The sequence below is a fragment of the Mycolicibacterium baixiangningiae genome (assembly GCF_016313185.1).
Taxonomy (GTDB): domain Bacteria; phylum Actinomycetota; class Actinomycetes; order Mycobacteriales; family Mycobacteriaceae; genus Mycobacterium; species Mycobacterium baixiangningiae.
The window spans coordinates 1,644,776-1,661,854 of sequence record NZ_CP066218.1 but is presented as its reverse complement, the minus strand read 5'-3'; the positions used below and the strand labels follow the sequence as shown (position 1 = coordinate 1,661,854).

At 68.2% G+C, this 17,079-nt stretch carries 19 protein-coding genes; 9 read left to right on the top strand and 10 right to left on the bottom strand.

Annotation, left to right across the window (positions count from 1 at the left end):
- The first annotated feature begins 5 nt into the window (after nt 1-5).
- The 3 genes from I7X18_RS07810 to I7X18_RS07800 are packed head-to-tail and all read left to right on the top strand — an operon-like array spanning nt 6 to nt 2,202.
- Nucleotides 6-830 carry a class I SAM-dependent methyltransferase gene (locus I7X18_RS07810; RefSeq protein ID WP_193047657.1) on the top strand — a complete coding sequence of 275 codons (825 nt, stop codon included), beginning with the start codon at nt 6-8 and terminating at the stop codon, nt 828-830.
- Nucleotides 827-1,366, top strand: coding sequence for a DUF1697 domain-containing protein (locus I7X18_RS07805; protein ID WP_193047658.1), 540 nt, complete (start codon nt 827-829; stop codon nt 1,364-1,366). Before I7X18_RS07810 ends, I7X18_RS07805 begins: the two co-directional genes overlap by 4 nt.
- On the top strand, nt 1,363-2,202 hold the full coding sequence (locus I7X18_RS07800; RefSeq protein ID WP_193047659.1) for a class I SAM-dependent methyltransferase: 840 nt from the start codon (nt 1,363-1,365) through the stop codon (nt 2,200-2,202). The genes I7X18_RS07805 and I7X18_RS07800 overlap by 4 nt, the downstream gene beginning before the upstream one ends.
- Nucleotides 2,203-2,212: 10 nt before the next feature.
- Here I7X18_RS07800 and I7X18_RS07795 read toward each other — a convergent pair whose 3' ends face one another.
- Nucleotides 2,213-2,578, bottom strand: coding sequence for an Rv1152 family transcriptional regulator (locus tag I7X18_RS07795; protein ID WP_193047660.1), 366 nt, complete (start codon nt 2,576-2,578; stop codon nt 2,213-2,215).
- Nucleotides 2,579-2,614: 36 nt separating this feature from the next.
- Here I7X18_RS07795 and I7X18_RS07790 point away from each other — a divergent pair, with 36 nt between their 5' ends.
- Nucleotides 2,615-3,328: an NAD-dependent deacylase gene (locus I7X18_RS07790; protein ID WP_193047661.1), complete on the top strand. Its 714-nt coding sequence runs from the start codon at nt 2,615-2,617 to the stop codon at nt 3,326-3,328.
- 3 nt (nt 3,329-3,331) lie between these two features.
- Here the strand turns inward: I7X18_RS07790 and I7X18_RS07785 are convergent, their stop codons facing one another.
- Nucleotides 3,332-3,961 carry a class I SAM-dependent methyltransferase gene (locus tag I7X18_RS07785; RefSeq protein ID WP_193047662.1) on the bottom strand — a complete coding sequence of 210 codons (630 nt, stop codon included), beginning with the start codon at nt 3,959-3,961 and terminating at the stop codon, nt 3,332-3,334.
- A 29-nt stretch (nt 3,962-3,990) separates the two neighbouring features.
- Complete coding sequence (locus I7X18_RS07780) at nt 3,991-6,240, bottom strand: MMPL family transporter (RefSeq protein ID WP_193047663.1); 2,250 nt, start codon at nt 6,238-6,240, stop codon at nt 3,991-3,993.
- A gap of 165 nt (nt 6,241-6,405) precedes the next feature.
- Between I7X18_RS07780 and I7X18_RS07775 the strand changes: the two genes are divergently transcribed.
- Both I7X18_RS07775 and I7X18_RS29820 read left to right on the top strand, forming a co-directional pair.
- Nucleotides 6,406-6,948 carry a DoxX family protein gene (locus I7X18_RS07775; protein WP_193047664.1) on the top strand — a complete coding sequence of 181 codons (543 nt, stop codon included), beginning with the start codon at nt 6,406-6,408 and terminating at the stop codon, nt 6,946-6,948.
- A gap of 83 nt (nt 6,949-7,031) precedes the next feature.
- Nucleotides 7,032-7,163, top strand: coding sequence for a hypothetical protein (locus tag I7X18_RS29820; protein WP_264296018.1), 132 nt, complete (start codon nt 7,032-7,034; stop codon nt 7,161-7,163).
- Between the two features lie 75 nt (nt 7,164-7,238).
- Here the strand turns inward: I7X18_RS29820 and I7X18_RS07770 are convergent, their stop codons facing one another.
- The 3 genes from I7X18_RS07770 to I7X18_RS07760 are packed head-to-tail and all read right to left on the bottom strand — an operon-like array spanning nt 7,239 to nt 10,166.
- A complete protein-coding gene (locus I7X18_RS07770) occupies nt 7,239-8,237 on the bottom strand; it encodes an NAD(P)H-dependent flavin oxidoreductase (protein WP_193047665.1) in 999 nt (332 codons plus the stop codon).
- A gap of 31 nt (nt 8,238-8,268) precedes the next feature.
- Nucleotides 8,269-9,021 carry a 3-hydroxyacyl-CoA dehydrogenase gene (locus tag I7X18_RS07765; RefSeq protein WP_193047666.1) on the bottom strand — a complete coding sequence of 251 codons (753 nt, stop codon included), beginning with the start codon at nt 9,019-9,021 and terminating at the stop codon, nt 8,269-8,271.
- Between the two features lie 53 nt (nt 9,022-9,074).
- Nucleotides 9,075-10,166, bottom strand: coding sequence for a CaiB/BaiF CoA transferase family protein (locus I7X18_RS07760; protein WP_193047667.1), 1,092 nt, complete (start codon nt 10,164-10,166; stop codon nt 9,075-9,077).
- A 98-nt stretch (nt 10,167-10,264) separates the two neighbouring features.
- Here I7X18_RS07760 and I7X18_RS07755 point away from each other — a divergent pair, with 98 nt between their 5' ends.
- On the top strand, nt 10,265-11,050 hold the full coding sequence (locus tag I7X18_RS07755) for an enoyl-CoA hydratase (protein WP_193047668.1): 786 nt from the start codon (nt 10,265-10,267) through the stop codon (nt 11,048-11,050).
- Between the two features lie 65 nt (nt 11,051-11,115).
- Nucleotides 11,116-12,393 carry a tetracycline efflux MFS transporter Tet(V) gene (tet(V), locus tag I7X18_RS07750; RefSeq protein ID WP_193047669.1) on the top strand — a complete coding sequence of 426 codons (1,278 nt, stop codon included), beginning with the start codon at nt 11,116-11,118 and terminating at the stop codon, nt 12,391-12,393.
- Here tet(V) and I7X18_RS07745 read toward each other — a convergent pair.
- From I7X18_RS07745 to I7X18_RS07735, 3 genes are all read right to left on the bottom strand, one after another.
- On the bottom strand, nt 12,390-13,151 hold the full coding sequence (locus I7X18_RS07745) for a CPBP family intramembrane glutamic endopeptidase (protein ID WP_193047670.1): 762 nt from the start codon (nt 13,149-13,151) through the stop codon (nt 12,390-12,392). The genes tet(V) and I7X18_RS07745 overlap by 4 nt on opposite strands.
- 2 nt (nt 13,152-13,153) lie before the next feature.
- Nucleotides 13,154-14,296: an NAD(P)H-binding protein gene (locus I7X18_RS07740; RefSeq protein WP_193047671.1), complete on the bottom strand. Its 1,143-nt coding sequence runs from the start codon at nt 14,294-14,296 to the stop codon at nt 13,154-13,156.
- Between the two features lie 71 nt (nt 14,297-14,367).
- Nucleotides 14,368-14,880 (bottom strand): gamma carbonic anhydrase family protein, encoded by a 513-nt coding sequence (locus I7X18_RS07735; RefSeq protein ID WP_193047672.1) that lies wholly within the window; start codon nt 14,878-14,880, stop codon nt 14,368-14,370.
- Between the two features lie 209 nt (nt 14,881-15,089).
- On the opposite strand from I7X18_RS07735, the gene I7X18_RS07730 reads away from it, so the two are divergent.
- Nucleotides 15,090-15,833 (top strand): fasciclin domain-containing protein, encoded by a 744-nt coding sequence (locus I7X18_RS07730; protein WP_193047673.1) that lies wholly within the window; start codon nt 15,090-15,092, stop codon nt 15,831-15,833.
- Between the two features lie 97 nt (nt 15,834-15,930).
- Here I7X18_RS07730 and I7X18_RS07725 read toward each other — a convergent pair whose 3' ends face one another.
- Nucleotides 15,931-17,073, bottom strand: coding sequence for an acyl-CoA dehydrogenase family protein (locus I7X18_RS07725; RefSeq protein ID WP_193047674.1), 1,143 nt, complete (start codon nt 17,071-17,073; stop codon nt 15,931-15,933).
- Nucleotides 17,074-17,079: the final 6 nt, after the last annotated feature.

The following is a 17,079-nucleotide window of genomic DNA, read 5'->3' as shown; positions in this document are numbered from 1 at the left end:
AAAGTGTGACGGTGATCGACGGCAGTACCCTCGACGGCGTCTCGGCGACCACGCTGTGGACACTGCACAACCGGGCCACCGAGGCGAAGCGCTCGGACGGGACGATCCGCGATCCGTGGGCCGTCACGCTGCTCGACGCAATCGACTACGACTACCTCAAGTTCGGTAAACCCAACCAGTCGCACGCGCTGCGCGCCCGCGCGTTCGACATCGCCACCGCCGACTACCTCAGCGCACACCCGAAGGCCTCCGTCGTGGCGCTGGCCGAAGGGCTGCAGACCAGCCTGTGGCGGCTGGACCGTATGGGTGTGGCCGACGAATTGACTTGGTACTCCATCGATCTGCCACCGGTGATGGCGTTGCGCGACCGGTTGCTGCCCGCCGACAACCGGGTCGTCGCGCTGGCGCAGTCCGCGCTGGACCGCTCGTGGATGGACCGCGTCGACGCCACACACGGCGTGTTCATCACCGCCGAGGGATTGCTGATGTACCTCGATCCCCAGCAGGTCATCGACCTGATCACCGCGTGCGCCGCACGCTTCCCCGGCGGTCGGTTGATGTTCGATTCGATCCCGCACTGGTTGAGCCGGCGCACCATCAAGGGCCTCAAACTCTCCGACCGGTACGTGACGCCGCCGATGCCGTTCGCGCTGACCGCCGACGAGGGCCTCGCGCTCGCCGACCGGATTGCCGGCGTCGCCGCCGCCCACGACATCCCCATGCCACGCGGGCGCGGTCTGTTCAACGCGCTGTTCTGGCCGCCGCTGGACCGGGTGCCCGCATTCCGACGCGGCCGGCCCAGCATCACGCTGCTGGAGTTCGGGTCATGACGCGCTTCGTGGCGTTCATGCGCGGGGTCAACGTCGGCGGGGTCAACCTCAAGATGGCCGATGTGGCGGCGGCGTTCACCGATGCCGGGTTCACCGCGGTGAAGACCATCCTCGCCAGCGGCAACGTCCTGCTGGACAGCGACGCCGACGTCGCGGCCGTGCGCAGTACCGCCGAACAGGCGCTGCGCGAGCGGTTCGGCTACGACGCCTGGGTGCTGGCATACGAGGCGGACACCGTGGCGGCCATCTCGGCGGCGTATCCGTTCGAGCGGGAGGTCGACGGCCACCACTCCTACGTCACCTTCGTCACCGACGAGCAGGTCCTCGACGAACTCGCGGCACTGGCCGCAGACGCCCCACCCGAGGAGAAGATCCAGCGCGGCGAGGGCGTCATCTACTGGCAGGTGCCGAGGTCGACCACACTGGACACCACGATCGGCAGGACGATGGGCAAGAAGCGCTACAAATCGTCGACCACCACCCGCAACCTGCGCACCCTGGACAAAGTGCTGCGTTCGGTACATTCGGGCAGATGACGAACACACCGGGCGCCAAGGTGGACGGCAGCGCGCTGACCGGGGTCTCGGAGACCGCACTGCTCACCCTGCAGGTCCGGGCCAACGAGGCGCGTCGCCGGGATTCCCTCATCGACGATCCGATGGCGGTCCAGCTGGTTGACTCCATCGATTTCGACTTCGGCAAGTTCGGGCCGAGCCGCCGCCAGGACATGGCGTTGCGGGCCAAGGGGTTCGACCTCTACACCCGCCGCTACCTGCGTGACCACCCCCGGGCCACCGTCGTCGCGCTCGCCGAAGGATTGCAGACCAGCTTCTACCGGCTCGACGCCGCCGGCGCCGGCCATGAGTTCCGCTGGCTGACCGTCGACCTCCCGCCGATGATCGAGTTGCGCGGCAAACTGCTCCCGCCGTCGGACCGGGTGAAGGTGTGCGCCCAGTCCGCGCTGGACTTCAGCTGGATGGACCGGGTCGACGACTCCGACGGGGTGTTCATCACCGCCGAGGGACTGCTGATGTACCTGCAGCCCGCCGACGCGATGTCGCTCATCAGGGCGTGCGCCCAGCGGTTCCCCGGCGGGCAGATGATGTTCGATCTGCCGCCGTCGTGGTTCGCCTGGTGGGCTCGCCACGGCATGCGAACGTCGTTGCGGTACAAGGTTCCTCCGATGCCGTTCAGCCTCAGTGTCAGCGAGGTGGCCGAACTGGCCGACACCGTGCCCGGCGTCCGCGCCGTTCACGATCTGCCGCTGCCGGAGGGCCGCGGCAAGCTACTCAACGCTGCGCTGTGGACGATTCAGCGGCTCCCGCTGTTCGACCCGGTGCGGCCGGTGTGGACGCTGCTCGAATTCGGCTGATGGACGGCCGTCAGTCGAACGCCGACTCGACGTAACGCATCGCCTCGAATCTCTCCACACCGAGCGCCCTGGCCGTCGAGACGAAGCTCTGCGCGGCGGCCGCCATCGCGGTGTCCGCCGGGTCCACCCGCGAGACGAACGTGCCGAAGCGTCCGCGCGTCTCCAGGACGCCCGCCGTCTCCAGTTCGCGGTACGCCCGCGCCACCGTGTTGACCGCCAGGCCCAGTTGGCCCGCGAGTTCGCGCACCGTCGGCAACCGGGTGCCCGGTGTGAGCCTGCCGTCGCGGACGGCGTCGATGATCTGGGTGCGCAGTTGATCGAACAGTGGCCGGGAGGCCTGCGTATCGACCGACAACCACTCCCCGAGTCCGGCCACGTGCCCAGTATCTCCCAGACCGGTTATTTTGGTCATGTGCAGGTGACGGTGCTCAGCGGGGCCGGCATCTCCGCGGAGAGCGGGGTGCCGACGTTCAGGGATGTCGAGACGGGTCTGTGGGCGACGGTGGACCCGTATGAGATCTCCAGCGCCGACGGGTGGCGGGCGAACCCCGAGAAGGTGTGGGCCTGGTACCTGTGGCGCCACTACATGATGGACGCGGTGCACCCCAACAACGGCCATCGCGCCGTCGCCGCATGGCAGGACCACGCCGATGTGCACGTCGTCACCCAGAACGTCGACAACCTGCACGAGCGGGCCGGCAGCAGGAACGTCTACCACCTGCACGGCAGTCTGTTCGAATTCCATTGCGACGCTTGCGGTGCGCGGTTCGAGGGCACGCTGCCCGACATGCCCGAACCCGTCGAGTCGGTGGATCCGCCGCAATGCCCGTGCGGTGGGCTGATCCGCCCGAACGTGGTGTGGTTCGGTGAGGCGCTGCCCGACGACGCCTGGCAGCGCTCGGTCCACGCCGTGCTGACCGCCGACGTGGTGATCGTGGTGGGGACGTCGTCGATCGTCTACCCGGCGGCGGGTCTACCCGAGATGGCGCTCTCCCGCGGGACGACCGTGATCGAGGTCAACCCCGAGCGCACCCCGCTGTCCGACACGGCGACGGTGTCGCTGCGCGAGACGGCGGCCGGGGCGCTGCCCACCCTGCTGCAGCGCCTGCCCGACCTTCTGCCGTAGGACCTAGGGCCGCACCGCGCGACCCAGCGCCAGTACGGCGACCGGCAGCGGCACCCATGCCGGGAACACCCATTCGCGCCGGGCGGTCTCGACCCGGAAACCCGCGGCGGTGATGGCCGCTTCGGTGTGGCGGTGGGTGTGGCAGTTGCCGAGCATCCGCGGCCACACCGTCGCATCGGCGAACCGCTGCAGCCGCGCCCGCGCGCCGGTGCCCGCGATGTGCTCGAGGTAGCGCAGTTCCCCGCCGGGCCGCAGCATCGAGAATAGTTGGCGCAGAACACCGTCTAGGTCGTCGACCGAGCAGAGCACCAGCGAGCAGACAACGGCGTCGAACAGCGCATCCGGGCTGAACTGTTCGACGCTCTCGGTGGTGACGGTGACCGGGACCGGCGCATGGGCCGCGGCGTCGCGGGCGTGCGCGGCCAGCCGGCGTTCCGGTTCGACGGCGACCACCTCGGTGACCGACGGTGGATAGTGCGCGAAGTTCGTGCCGGTGCCCGCGCCCACCTCGAGCACCCGGCCGCGCAGCCCGGCGAGGTTCTCACTGCGCAGCGTCCGCATCTCGTCGGTCTCGTGGCCGGACATCGCCGTCCACACGCGCGCGAAGAACGGATTGTCGACGTCGGAACTCAAAGGACGCCTCCCTTCGGTAGGGCAACCGCCTACCGCGAGGGTACTGGCTCGGGCCGGCTCTGCTCCCCCGACTCGTTGATGCCGATCCGGTCGTGCAACCGCGCCAGCGGCCGCGGCGCCCACCAGTTCCAGCGGCCCATCAGATGCATGAAGGCCGGCACCAGCAGCATGCGGACCAGCGTGGCATCGGCCAGTACCGCCAAGGTGAACCCGACCCCGAACATCCGCATGAACGACACCTGCGCGGCGATCAGCGCGGCGAACGAGATGGTCATCAACAGTGCCGCGGCGGTGACCACCCGGCCCGTGCGCGCCAACCCGAGCGCGACGCTTTCATCGTTGTCTGCGCGGGTACGCCCGGATTGCAGCCAGAACTCCCGGATCCGCGACATCAGGAAGACCTCGTAGTCCATCGACAGGCCGAACGCGATGCAGAACAGCAGCACCGGCATGGTGGCGACCAGCGTTCCCGTCGGCGTCGTGCCGAACGCGCCGAGGTGGCCCTCCTGGAAGATCCACACCAGCGCGCCGAACGCCGCCGCCAGCGACAACACGTTGAGTACCAACGCTTTCAGCGGTAGCACCACGCTGCCGGTCAACAGGAAGAGCAGGACGAAGCTGATCACCGCGATGATGCCGAGGACGAGCGGCAGCCGGGAGGTGATCGACTCCGAGCTGTCGCGGTTGATCTGCGCGGTGCCGGTGAACTCCACGGTTTGGCCGCCGGGTGTCGGCACCGCGTGCAGCACGTCGAGCTGCCGCTCGGAGGCGTCGGAGAACAGGTCGGCGTTGGTCGCGACGGTGAGGTAGGCACTGCCCGCGCTCAGCCCGCTGGCGGCCGAGGGTGGGCCGACCCGCGCACCGGTGACGTAGGTGCCGCCCGGCGCGACCACGCTCAGGACGTCGTCGACCCGGGAGAGGTCGGCGGCGTAGCGGTCGATGTCCGCCGGGGTGAGCTCACCCGCGTCGGGGATGACGACGGTGACGTCAGTGGCGGTGTCGACGGTGAAATTGGTCCTCAGCTCATCGCCCACCTGGCGCGCCGAGGACGACTGCGGCAGCACCCGGTCGTCGGGGAATCCCCATTTGATGCCGAGGAACGGCGCGCCGAGCACGAGGAGCAGTGCCACGATCGCCACGCCGATCGGTATCGATCTGCGCTGGACGAATTTCGTCGAGCGGTACCAGAACGTCTGCTCGACCGGCTTGGGTGCGGGCTCGGGCCTGCCGAGCGCGCGGCGCGCCAGCCTGCGCACATCGAAGGCGTCAAGCCGGTCGCCGAGCAGGGCGATCGCGGCCGGGGCGACCACGATCGCGGCCGTCGCCGCGAAACCCACCACCGCGATCCCGGCGTAGGCGAACGACTTCAGGAAGTACATCGGGAACAGCACCATCGTCGCCATCGACAGTGCGACGGTCAGCGCGGAGAACAGCACGGTGCGGCCGGCGGTCGCCATCGTCCGGATCAGTGCGCGGTCCCGGTCGGCGCCGTCGGCCAACTCGTCGCGGAACCGGCTGACGATGAGGAGGGTGTAGTCGATCGCCAGCGCGAGACCCATGGCGACGGACAGGTTCAGCGCGAAGATCGACACGTCGGTGACCATCGTGAGCAGCCGCAGTACCGCCATCGTGCCGACGATCGCGAACGCGCCGACCGCCACCGGGAGCGCCGCGGCCAGCAGCCCGCCGAAGACCCACACCAGCACCGCGAAGCTGAGCGGAATCGCGATCAACTCCATTGTGAGCAGGTCTTTTTCGGTCTGCCTGTTGATCTCGACGTACGTCATCGCCTCGCCACCGGCGCGGACGGTCACGCCGTCGCGGTCGTACACCAGTTGATCGGCGAGCGCCTTCGCGTGTTTCTGCGCGCCGCTCTCGCCGCCGGTGATCCCCGCGATGATGAGCCCGGTCCTGCGGTCCTTGCTGAGCAGCGCCGGGGCCGCCTCGCGGGGCGCGGTCCACGCGGACGTCACGCCGGCGACATTCGGGGAGCCCTCGAGTTCGGCGGTGATCGCGGTGCCGACGGCGGTGGCCGCCGGCCCCTGCGCGCCATCGTCGGCCGTCACGGTGATCATCAGATCCATATCGCCCTGGTCGAACTTGTCGACGAGGGTCTGGGTGGCCCTCGCCGACTCCGACGTCGGGTCCTGCAATCCGCCCGCGGACAGCGTCTGGCTCACCGGGATGCCGAAGAGGCCGGCCGCCACCACCACCAGGGCCGCGATCACGATAATCCGTTGTGGCGAGGCGATCGCCGATCTGGCAATTCGTGTCAGCACGTACGCGTCCTCTCCCCGACCGGTCAGCTACGTGTAACCACGGGGCAGGTCGCTGAATCTTTCAAACTCGTGACCCCTGGTTCCGCGATGAGGAGTGACTCGCCGACGGGTCTAGACGATGATGGGAAGAGCTCCCAGGTAACCCACACCAAGAGGTCGGAGACCATGGCCAGCACAGATGTCAGAGACACCGTCGTCACCCCCGTGCCCACCGGCACCGATATCGCACTGCTCGTCCTGCGCCTGGGGGTGGGCGCGACGATGCTGCAGGCCGGCCTGATCAAGGCCCTCGACTTCACCACCGTCGTCGGTTTCATGGAATCCGGCGGGTGGCGACTGCCGGCGCTGGGGGCGTTCATGGTCACCGCGTCGGAGACGCTCGGCGGCATCGGTCTGCTGCTCGGTGCGCTGACGCCGCTCGCGGCCGCAGCGGTGATCGCCGCCATGATCGACGCGTGGGCGGTCAACGTGTCCGGTGCGGCGTTCTGGTCCGACCCGTTCAACGTGCCGTTCCTGGTGGCGTTCGGCGCGACGGCGTTGCTGTTCGCAGGGGCGGGCGCGTACTCGGTCGACGCCCGGGTGTCCCGCATCCGCTGGACGACGCGGACCGCGGCGATCCTGCTGGGGCTGGCGATCGCCGCCGCCGTCGTGACCTGGATCGCGCTGAACGGGACGAACCCCATCCACTTCACAGCACCTACTGGCTAGAAACCTACCCAGAAGTAGTATTGCCACCATTTTCCGAATCGTGACTCAAAGATTCCTTAATGGAGACCCATACGCTCAGTGTCATGTGGATCGACGACACCAGTGCCGATGTCATCAAGGTTGATTTCGAGGCGCTCTACCACGGCGATGTCCTGGTAGAGGGCGACACCTCGGAGCAGCTCGACGATTGGACCCCGCTCGCTCAAGCAGGATGAACACGCGCGCCCTTCCGGGGCGCGCGTGTCCGTCAGCTGTTTGCCGGCCCGTGCGCGGTCAACGGTTGAACCGTGTCAGGCGGGGACCGTCTCGTCAGCTGGCTTGACCATGCCGGCCAACCGCCCGGTGATCAGTTGCTCGGCCTCCTCGACCATCCGGCTGACCAGATCGCCGACCGTCGGGATGTCGTTGATCAACCCCATCGACGTGCCCACGCTCCAGATTCCGGCGTCCAGATCGCCGATCTCGTAGACCTTGACGCCGCGCTTGCCGGCGACCAGATCCTTCACGTCCTCGAACTGACCACCCCTGTTGAGGATCTCCACGACTTCGCGCGACACGGTGTTGCTCGCCACGCGGGCGGTGTTGCGCAGCGGCCGGAAGATGAGCTCCGTGTCGAGTTCGGTGCCCGCCACGATCGCTTCCTTGACGTTCTGGTGGATGGCCGACTCCGCGGTGCACATGAACCGCGATCCCATGTTGATGCCGTCCGCGCCGAGTGCCAGCGCCGCGACCAGCCCGCGGGCGTCGGCGAATCCGCCGGACGCAATCATCGGGATGTCGATCTTGGCCGCCGCGGCGGGGATCAGCACCAGACCCGGGATGTCGTCTTCGCCGGGGTGACCGGCGCACTCGAAGCCGTCGATGCTGATGCCGTCGACGCCCAGGCTCTGCGCCTTGACCGCATGGCGCACCGACGTGCACTTGTGCAGCACCTTGATGCCGTTGTCGTGGAACATCGGCAGGTGCGGCGCCGGGTTGGAACCCGCCGTCTCGACGATCTTGATGCCGGCGTCGATGATGACCTGGCGGTACTCGTCGTACGGCGGCGGGTTGATCGTCGGCAGGATCGTCAGGTTCACGCCGAAAGGTCTGTCGGTGAGATCCCGGCACCGGGCGATCTCGTTCGCCAGGTCGGCGGGCGTCGGCTGGGTCAGCGCGGTGATGAACCCGAGCGCACCCGAGTTGGCGACCGCGGCCACCAGTTCCGCGCGACCGACCCACTGCATACCGCCCTGGACGATCGGGTGCTCGACACCGAACGTCTCGGTGAACTTGGTGGTGATCGCCATCAGCTGTCCTCTCGGCTCTTCGCGCAAGCGCTCATCGCGGCGCCATCCGGATCGCGCCGTCGAGGCGGATCACCTCGCCGTTGAGCATCGGGTTCTCGACGATGTGGGTCGCCAGGGCTCCGTACTCGTCGGGGTCACCGAGCCGCGCCGGATGCGGCACCTGCTTGCCGAGCGAGGCCTGCGCCTCTTCGGGCAGCGAACCCAGCAGCGGGGTCTTGAACAGACCGGGGGCGATGGTGACCACGCGGATCAGGTCGCGCGACAGGTCGCGGGCGATCGGCAGGGTCATCCCGACGACGCCGCCCTTGGACGCCGAGTAGGCGGCCTGGCCGATCTGGCCGTCGAACGCCGCGACGGATGCGGTGTTGATGATGACCCCGCGCTCTTCACCGATCGGATCGGTCTTGGCGATCCGCTCGGCCGACAGGCGCAGCACGTTGAAGGTGCCGATCAGGTTGACCTGGATGACCTTGGTGAACTCGTCGAGCGGGAAGGCGCCGTTCTTGCTCAGCGTCTTGATCGCGTTGCCGATGCCGGCGCAGTTGACGTTGATGCGCACCGGGCCCATCTCCTCGGCCGCGTCCAGCGCTGCGCTGACCTGCTCGGGGTCGGTGACGTTGGCTTGCACGAACTTGGCCCGGTCGCCGAGTTCGGCGACGGCCTCCTCACCCTTGAGGTCGATGACCACGACGGAGGCGCCGCGATCGAGCAGCCGCTTCGCGGTGGCCAGGCCGAGACCGGAGGCGCCACCGGTGATGACGGCGACGGCATCTTTGATTTCCACTCGCACATACCTTTCTATTGGTTGAGGTCGACCGTTCGAATCAGACCTCGGGATCAGACCCAGTCGTTGAGAACGGCTTCGGTGTCCGCCCCGGGAACCCCGGGCGGGGTCGGGGTCGACGGCGCGGTCCGGGAGAACCGTGGTGCGGGCGCCGGGAAGAGGAAGTCACCGTCGCGATAGAAGGTGTCGCGTTCGGTGTTGTGCGGTTCGCTCTCCACCTCACCGAACGACAGCACCGGCGTCACGCACGCATCGCTGCCGGCGAAGACCTCCGTCCAGTGATCCCGGTCGTGTTCGGCGAACGCCTCGGTCAGCCGGGCACGCAGTTCCGGCCAGCGGCTCATGTCGTTCTGGTCGGGCAGCGCGGCCGGGTCGAGGCCCAGCTTGTCGAGCATCGCGGCGTAGAACTGCGGTTCGATCGCGCCGACGGCGACGTACCGGCCGTCTTTCGTCTCGTAGGTGTCGTAATAGGGAGCGCCGGTGTCGAGCATGTTGATCCCGCGCTCGTCGGACCACATCCCCATCGCGCGGAAGGCCCACATCATCTGCGCGAGCACGCTCGAACCGTCGACCATGGCGGCGTCGACCACCTGGCCCTTGCCGGACCGTTCGCGCTCCCACAGGGCGGACAGAATGCCGACGAGCAGGAACATGGACCCGCCGCCGAAGTCCCCCGCGAGGTTCAGCGGCGGCACGGGGCGCTCGCCGGCGCGGCCGACGGCGTGCAGCACACCGTTGAGGGAGATGTAGTTGATGTCGTGGCCGGCCTGCTGACTGCGCGGCCCGGTCTGGCCCCAGCCGGTCATGCGCCCGTAGATCAGCCGTTCGTTGACCTTCGCGCAGTCGTCGGGTCCGAGGCCCAGCCGCTCAGTGACGCCCGGGCGGAAACCCTCGATGAGCACGTCGGCCTTGGCGATCAACCGCAGCACGAGTTCGCGGCCCTCGTCGGTCTTGAGGTTGGCGCCGACCGATCGCCGGTTGCGCAGCAACTGATCTCGCCCTTTGGTGGGGATGCCCGGGCCTTTGCCCGGCCGTTCGATGCGGACCACGTCCGCACCCAGATCGCCGAGGATCATCGCCGCGTGCGGACCCGGGCCGATACCGGCCAATTCCACGACACGCAGCCCCTGCAGTGGTCCCGCCATTTCTACCGCCCCTTCGGAGTAGTTGACCGCGACATAGCTTACTTGTATAACCTTCTCGACCGGCCACGGGCCACGGCCCCTCATGCGAAGGTGTAGCCATGACGACCACCGACCTGACCGTGACGCTCGACGACGGGGTGCTGTCGGTGACGCTCAACCGGCCGGACAGCCTGAACTCGCTGACCGCCGAGATGCTCAACGGAATCGCCGATGCGCTCGACCAGGCCGCGGGCGACCCCGCGGTGAAGGTGGTGCGACTCAGCGGTGCGGGGCGCGGGTTCAGTTCCGGCGCCGGCATCAGCGAAGAGGACCAGAACAAGAAGTCGGAGATCGGCATGAACGCCGTGCTCGACGCGGCCAATCGCGCGGTGCGCGCGATCGTGGCGGCGCCCATGCCGGTGGTGGCGGTGGTCCAGGGGCCGGCGGCCGGTGTGGGGGCCTCACTGGCGTTGGCATCTGACGTCGTATTGGCTTCGGAGAAGGCGTTTTTCATGTTGGCGTTCACCAAAATCGGATTGATGCCCGACGGTGGCGCCTCGGCTCTGTTCGCGGCCGCGGTGGGGCGCATCCGCGCGATGCGGATGGCGCTGCTCGCGGAGCGGATCTCCGCGGCCGAGGCCTACGAGTGGGGTCTGGTCACCGCGGTGCACCCCGCCGAGGAGTTCGAGGCCTCGGTGGACAAGGTGTTGGGCTTGTTGAAGTCCGGTCCGGCGGTGGCGCTGCGGAAGACCAAACAGGCTGTCAACGCGGCGACGCTGGCCGAACTCGAAGGCGCACTGGGCCGGGAGACCGAAGGGCAGTTGGCGCTGTTGGGGTCGCATGATTTCCGCGAGGGCACGCGAGCGTTCCAGGAGCGCCGCGCGGCATCGTTCACCGATCACTGAGCGCAACGTGCCCTGAGCACGAAAATCGTTGGACTGCCGCACCGTCCGTCGGCCACCATCGTGGCATGAGTACGTCCTGCCTCGAGCAACCGGCGCATGGCGCCGGTCGATGGCGCGTGCTCGCCCCCTTCGCCTCCCGCGAGTACCGGCTGTTGATGGCAGCGGTCTCGCTGTCGATCTTCGCCGAAGGGATGTGGACGGTCGTGATGGCGCTGCAGGTCATCGCACTCGACAACGATCCTGCCGCGCTGTCCCTGGTGGCGACGTGCCTCGGCGCCGGGCTGGTCGCATTCGTCCTCGTCGGCGGAATCGCCGCGGACCGATTCAGCCAACGCGCGATCATCATCGTCGTCGAAGCGGTGAACCTCCTAGCTGTCAGCACCGTGGCGGCGCTCGGAGTGCTTGGCACACTGCAAATTTGGCATCTCGCGCTGGCGGCGGCCACCCTCGGCGTTGCCGCGGCGTTCTTCTTCCCCGCCTACAGCGCGATCCTGCCGCGCATCCTGCCCGCCGAACAGTTGTTGGCCGCCAACGGCGTTGAGGGCGTCATACGGCCGGTGTTCCAGCGGTCGGTCGGGCCCGCGGTGGCCGGCATGGTGGTCGGCGCGACGCTGCCCTCGGTCGGCGCGGTCGTCGTCGCCGTGCTCTTCGGGCTCGGACTGCTGCTGCTGCTGGTGGCGACGCGACCGGCGGACGCTGCGCCGCAACCGGCGACGAAGTCACGTGTGCTGCACGACCTGCGTGACGGGTTCCGCTTCATGCTCCGCACCCCGTGGCTGCTGTCGACGTTGTTGTTCGCCAGCATGTTCGTGCTCGTGGTGCTGGGACCGATCGAGGTGCTGCTGCCGTTCATCGCCCAGCAGCGTTTCGAAGACGGCGCGCGCACCTACGGCTTCATCCTGGCGTTCTTCGGGGTGGGCAGCGCACTGGGTGCACTCACCGTGTCGTCGATGCGGATGCCGCGGCGCTACCTGAGCGTGATGATGACGATGTGGGGTGCGGGGTCGATACCGCTGGTCGTCGTCGGGACGACGTCATCGTTCCCGGCGATGGCCGCCGCAACGTTCGTCGTCGGCGTGACCGACGGTGCGGGGATGGTCATCTGGGGGACGCTGCTGCAACGGCGCGTGCCCACCGAGATGCTCGGCCGGGTCTCCAGCCTCGACTTCTTCGTCTCGCTGGCCTTCATGCCGGTGTCGTTCGCGGTCGTGGGCCCGCTGTCGAAGGTGGTCTCGATGGAGACCATCTTCATGGTGGCCGGGGTGGCCCCGGTGCTGCTGGCGGCTGTCGCCGTGACGGCGGCGCGGATGCCCCGCGACGAACTGGCGCACCCGCTGCGTTAGACGCCGAAGATCGGGGGAAGTGCGAGCACCATGACCAGACCCCAGAAGAAATGGGTGAGCATGGGTGCGAGCACTCCCCCGGTCGCGCGGCGTTCGAGCGCACAGACGGTGCCCAGCACGATCGCCGCGATAGCGAGCATGAAGTTCTGGGTGCTCACACCGGTCACCACCACGTACACCGCCGTCGACCACAGCACCGCCCACCAACCGTTCCAGCGGTTGCCCAGCGAGCTGTACAGCGCACCCCGGAAGAACAGTTCCTCGGCCAGGCCGTTGACCACGGTGATGATGACCACCAACCACAGCGCGCCGACGTTGGCGTGCTCGAGTACGCGAACGGCGTACTCCCGCATCAGCGGAATCTCACGGGCCACCAGCCCGGCGACCAGGAACGCAGCGCCCAGAACCAGCCCGACCCCGGTGCCGGTGATCACCGGCCGCTGGTTGCGGCCGCGAACACAGATGCGGCCCAGATGAAGTGGGCCGGACAGGAACGCGCCGGCGGTCCACCAGACCGCCAATCCGGCTGTGAACCAGTAGAAGTCGGTATCCCCCGGCGGAATCGACAGTGAGTAGCCGAGCAGCCCGAAACCGATGACCACGAAGATCGCGACGAGGATCCGGCGCCGGCGGATCACCGCGGGCCACTCCGCGGCCGGGGTGGCAACGCTGGCGACGACGTTGCGCGCCTCCCGGAACATGCCGGTCCGTTCGTCGCACGGCGCGGGGGTCGGTGTCGACTCGTGGGTTTCGGTCATGCCTAATGCCCTTTCGGTACCAGGTTGACGAGGGTGTCCAGGCCGGTGCGAACCGCGGCGGCGACCGGTCCGGGGACCAGGCCGAGCAGTGCCAGCGCCGGCCGGGCGATGGGCGGGATGACGGGGCGAACCAGGCGGGTGATGCGTTCGTTGTCCCCGCCCGCCCAGTCCGGATCGGTGTCGGCGAGGTGGTGGACGTCGACCAGCCTGTTGACCGGGCGTGGCCGTTGTGGCGCCACGGCCCGCCTGATCGCGTCGTCGATGCCGGTGAGCCCGCCTGCCGGATCGGCGACGATGTCCCGCAGACCGTCCTTCGAGGCGGTCATCGGGTGATCCAGCGATTCGATCAGATCACCGGCGAGCCCCCCGGGCACCGGGAGAATCAGGCCGCTGAGGTGGGACACCACGGAGGTGTCGATACCGCGGACGGGCAGCGGGGCGCGCCGCCTACCTGCCAGCCGCGCGTACTTCTGCAGCAGCTCGCCGTAGGTGGTGGTCTCCGGGCCGTGGATGTCGTAAGCGCCTGCGGGGACCTTCTCGGTGTCGGCGGCGGCGACCAGATAGTGCAGCGCATCCCGGATGGAGATGGGATCGATCGGGTTGCCCGCCCACTTCGGCATCGGCAGCACCAGGAACCGATCCCCGACGTACCGCAGCATCTCGAAGGACGTCGACCCCGCGCCGATGATGATCGCCGCCCCCAGCCACACCACGTCCGGACCGCCCGGGACGCTCAACGCCTCGGCGACCTCGGCACGCCCGGCCAGATGCTCGGAGAGGGTGTCGTCGGTGGGGACGAAACCCCCCAGGTAGACGATGCGCTGAACCCCGGCCTCCCGGGCGGCCTCGGCGACGTTGGTCGCGGCCTGATTGTCGGTGTCGCGGAAATCCGGCTGACCGATCGCGTGCACCAGGTAGTAGATGACGTCGACGGGCCCCGCATCGACCAGCGCCTGTTTCACCGACTGTGGTTGCTGCGCGTCGAGTGCGACGGACGTCACATCGTCGTACCACCCGAATTCACGGAGCCGGTCGGGGCTGCGGCTGGCCACCACCACATCTGCGCCCACGTCGACAAGGGCGCTGACCAGCCGTGATCCGACATAGCCGGTGGCACCGGTGACCAGGATTCGCAGCTTTTTCACCGTAGGTAGATACCCGGGTCGGGCGAACGGGAACCGTCCGATCGTCGTTTGCTGATGACGGGTCACGACGGCTAGCGGTGGGCGTCGACCAGGTGCTGGTAGAGCACGGCGTTGGTGCGATTGCCGTCGATCTCCTGCTCGCTCAGTTCGCGACGGACCTTGCCGGGCACCCCCGCGACGAGTGAGCCGGGCGGAACCTCGACGCCCTGGGCGACCACGGCTCCGGCGGCGACCAGCGAGCCGCGGCCGATTCGTGCCCCGTTGAGGACCACGGCGCCCATGCCGATCAGGCAGCCGTCCTCGATGGTGCAGCCGTGCAGCACCGCGTTGTGCCCGACGCTGACGTCGGCGCCGATGGTGGCGGGGAAGCCCGGATCGACGTGAACGGTCACGCCGTCCTGGATGTTGCTGCCTTCGCCGATCTCGATGGGCTCGACCTCGGCGCGCAGGGTGGCGCCGTACCAGACACTGGCCCTCGCTGAAAGCTTCACCCAGCCGATCACCGCGGCGTTCGGCGCCACCCAGGACGTGTCGTCGAATTCGGGTGTGTGGTCGCCCACGGCGACTATCAGCGGTTCCGGCATGGCCGTCATCGTAAGCGGCCGGGCACAGCTGTGAGACAACCAACGCGACAATCGGGAAGATGCAGGTCAGAGCCGTTTCTCCGGTTCTGTCCCGACTGCCCGACTTGGCCGTTACCAATCTGTGCCCTTACGATCCGAGACGGCGCCGTACAGGTAGCCGGTTCGACGCCGCCCATCGGCGGGCGTCCTGACGAGCTGAGGAGCCGTTCGTGAAGACCCGTACCAAGACAATGGGCGCCGCCCTGAGCATCGCCGCGATCGCGGTGTCGCTTCCCCTGTCGGTCACCGCATACGCCCAGCCGGCGGAGCCGTCGACGGTGGAGGCTCCGCTGCCCAACCTCGAGGGCGACTGCGATCCGTTCCGGGCCGCCGTGCCGACCTGGAAGACCTTCATCAACCAGCCGGTGAGCCAGGTGCTCGCCCAGATCCCGGACATCAGCACCTTCAGCTCCGCGGTCTCCGGCGGGCTCAACCCCGCGGTGAACGTCGCCTCGGTGCTCGACAACGGCCCGTACGTCGTGTTCGCCCCGACCGACGAGGCGTTCGCGAAGCTGCCGCCCGCCCAGCTCGACGCGCTGAAGGCCGACCCCGCCGCGTTGACCGACCTGGTCTACTACCACGTGTTCCTCGGCCTGCTCGGGCCCGGCGATGTGAAGGGTCAGCGCGCCACGCAGCAGGGCGCCGACATCAACGTCGAGGGCACCAACGGCGACATCAAGGTCAACGAGTCCGCGAAGGTGATCTGCGGCGGCATTCCGGCCGCGAACGCCCGGATCTACCTGCTCGACACCGTGCTCGACCCGACGGCAGCGCCGGAGGCGATCACTCCGTCGGGCACCTCGTCGACCTCGACCACGCCCACCACTCCGACGACGGAGCCTGGCCCGCTGCCCGCTGAGGTGGCTCCCGCCGCCCCGGCCGACATCCCGGCTGCCGACGCCCCGATCGGCTGAGCCCTCTGCGCGAGTTCTCGCGCGAGCAGACACAGAATCGCCCCTTTTCCATGGAAAAGGGGCGATTTTGTGTCTGCTCGCCGGACTTGAGCCCGGGTTAGACGCCCAGGTCGCGGCCGATGATCTCCTTCATGATCTCGGTGGTGCCACCGAAGATCGTCTGGATGCGGCCGTCGACGTAGGCCCGCGCGACGCGGTACTCCAGCATGTAGCCGTACCCACCGTGCAGCTGCACGCACTGGTCGACGACCTTCTTGGCGACCTCGGTGGCCCACCATTTGGCCTTGGCGGCTTCCACGGCGGTCAGCTCATCGTCGACGACGCCCTGCAGGCAGCGGTCGATGTACTGCTCGGTGACGTCGAGTTCGGTCTCCATCTCGGCGAGCTTGAAGCGGTTGTGCTGGAAGCTGCCGATGGGCTGGCCGAACGCCTTGCGGTCCTTGGCGTACTGCAGCGTCTCCTGGAAGACCGCGCGGGCACCGGCGATGGCCGAGATGGCGATCGACAGCCGCTCCGACGGCAGGTTGGTCATCAAGTGGTAGAAGCCCCGGCCCTCCTTGCCGAGCACGTTGGCGTTGGGCACGCGCACGTTCTCGAAATGGAGTTCCGAGGTGTCCTGGGAGTGCAGGCCCATCTTGTCGAGCTTGCGGCCGCGGCTGAAGCCCTCCATGTCCCGCTCCACGACCAGCAGCGTGAAGCCCTTGTGCCCGGCTTCGGGATCGGTGCGGGCGACGACCACGCACAGGTCGCAGTTGATACCCGAGGAGATGAACGTCTTGGAGCCGTTGACGATCCAGTCGTCACCGTCGCGCACCGCGGAGGTGCGGATGCCGGCGAGGTCGCTGCCCGCGCCGGGTTCGGTCATCGCCACCGCGATGATCGTCTCGCCGCTGGCGATGCCGGGCAGCCAGCGCTTCTTCTGCTCGTCGTTGGTCAGATCCTTGAAGTAGGGCCCGACGACGTCGTTGTGCAGGCTCAGCGCGGGGCCGTGCACGCCCGATTTGGCGGTCTCCTCGTCGATGATCGCATTGAACCGGAAGTCGTCCGAGCCACCGCCGCCGTACTCCTCGGGCATGTTGAACCCGATCAGCCCGTACTTACCCGCCGCGGTGTACGCCGAGCGGTCGACGATGCGCTCGGTTTCCCACTTCTCCTGATGCGGCACGAGTTCGCGCTCGATGTACTCCCTGACGGTCTCGCGGAACGCCTCGTGCTCGGCGTCGTAGATCGTTCGCTTCATGTTCTC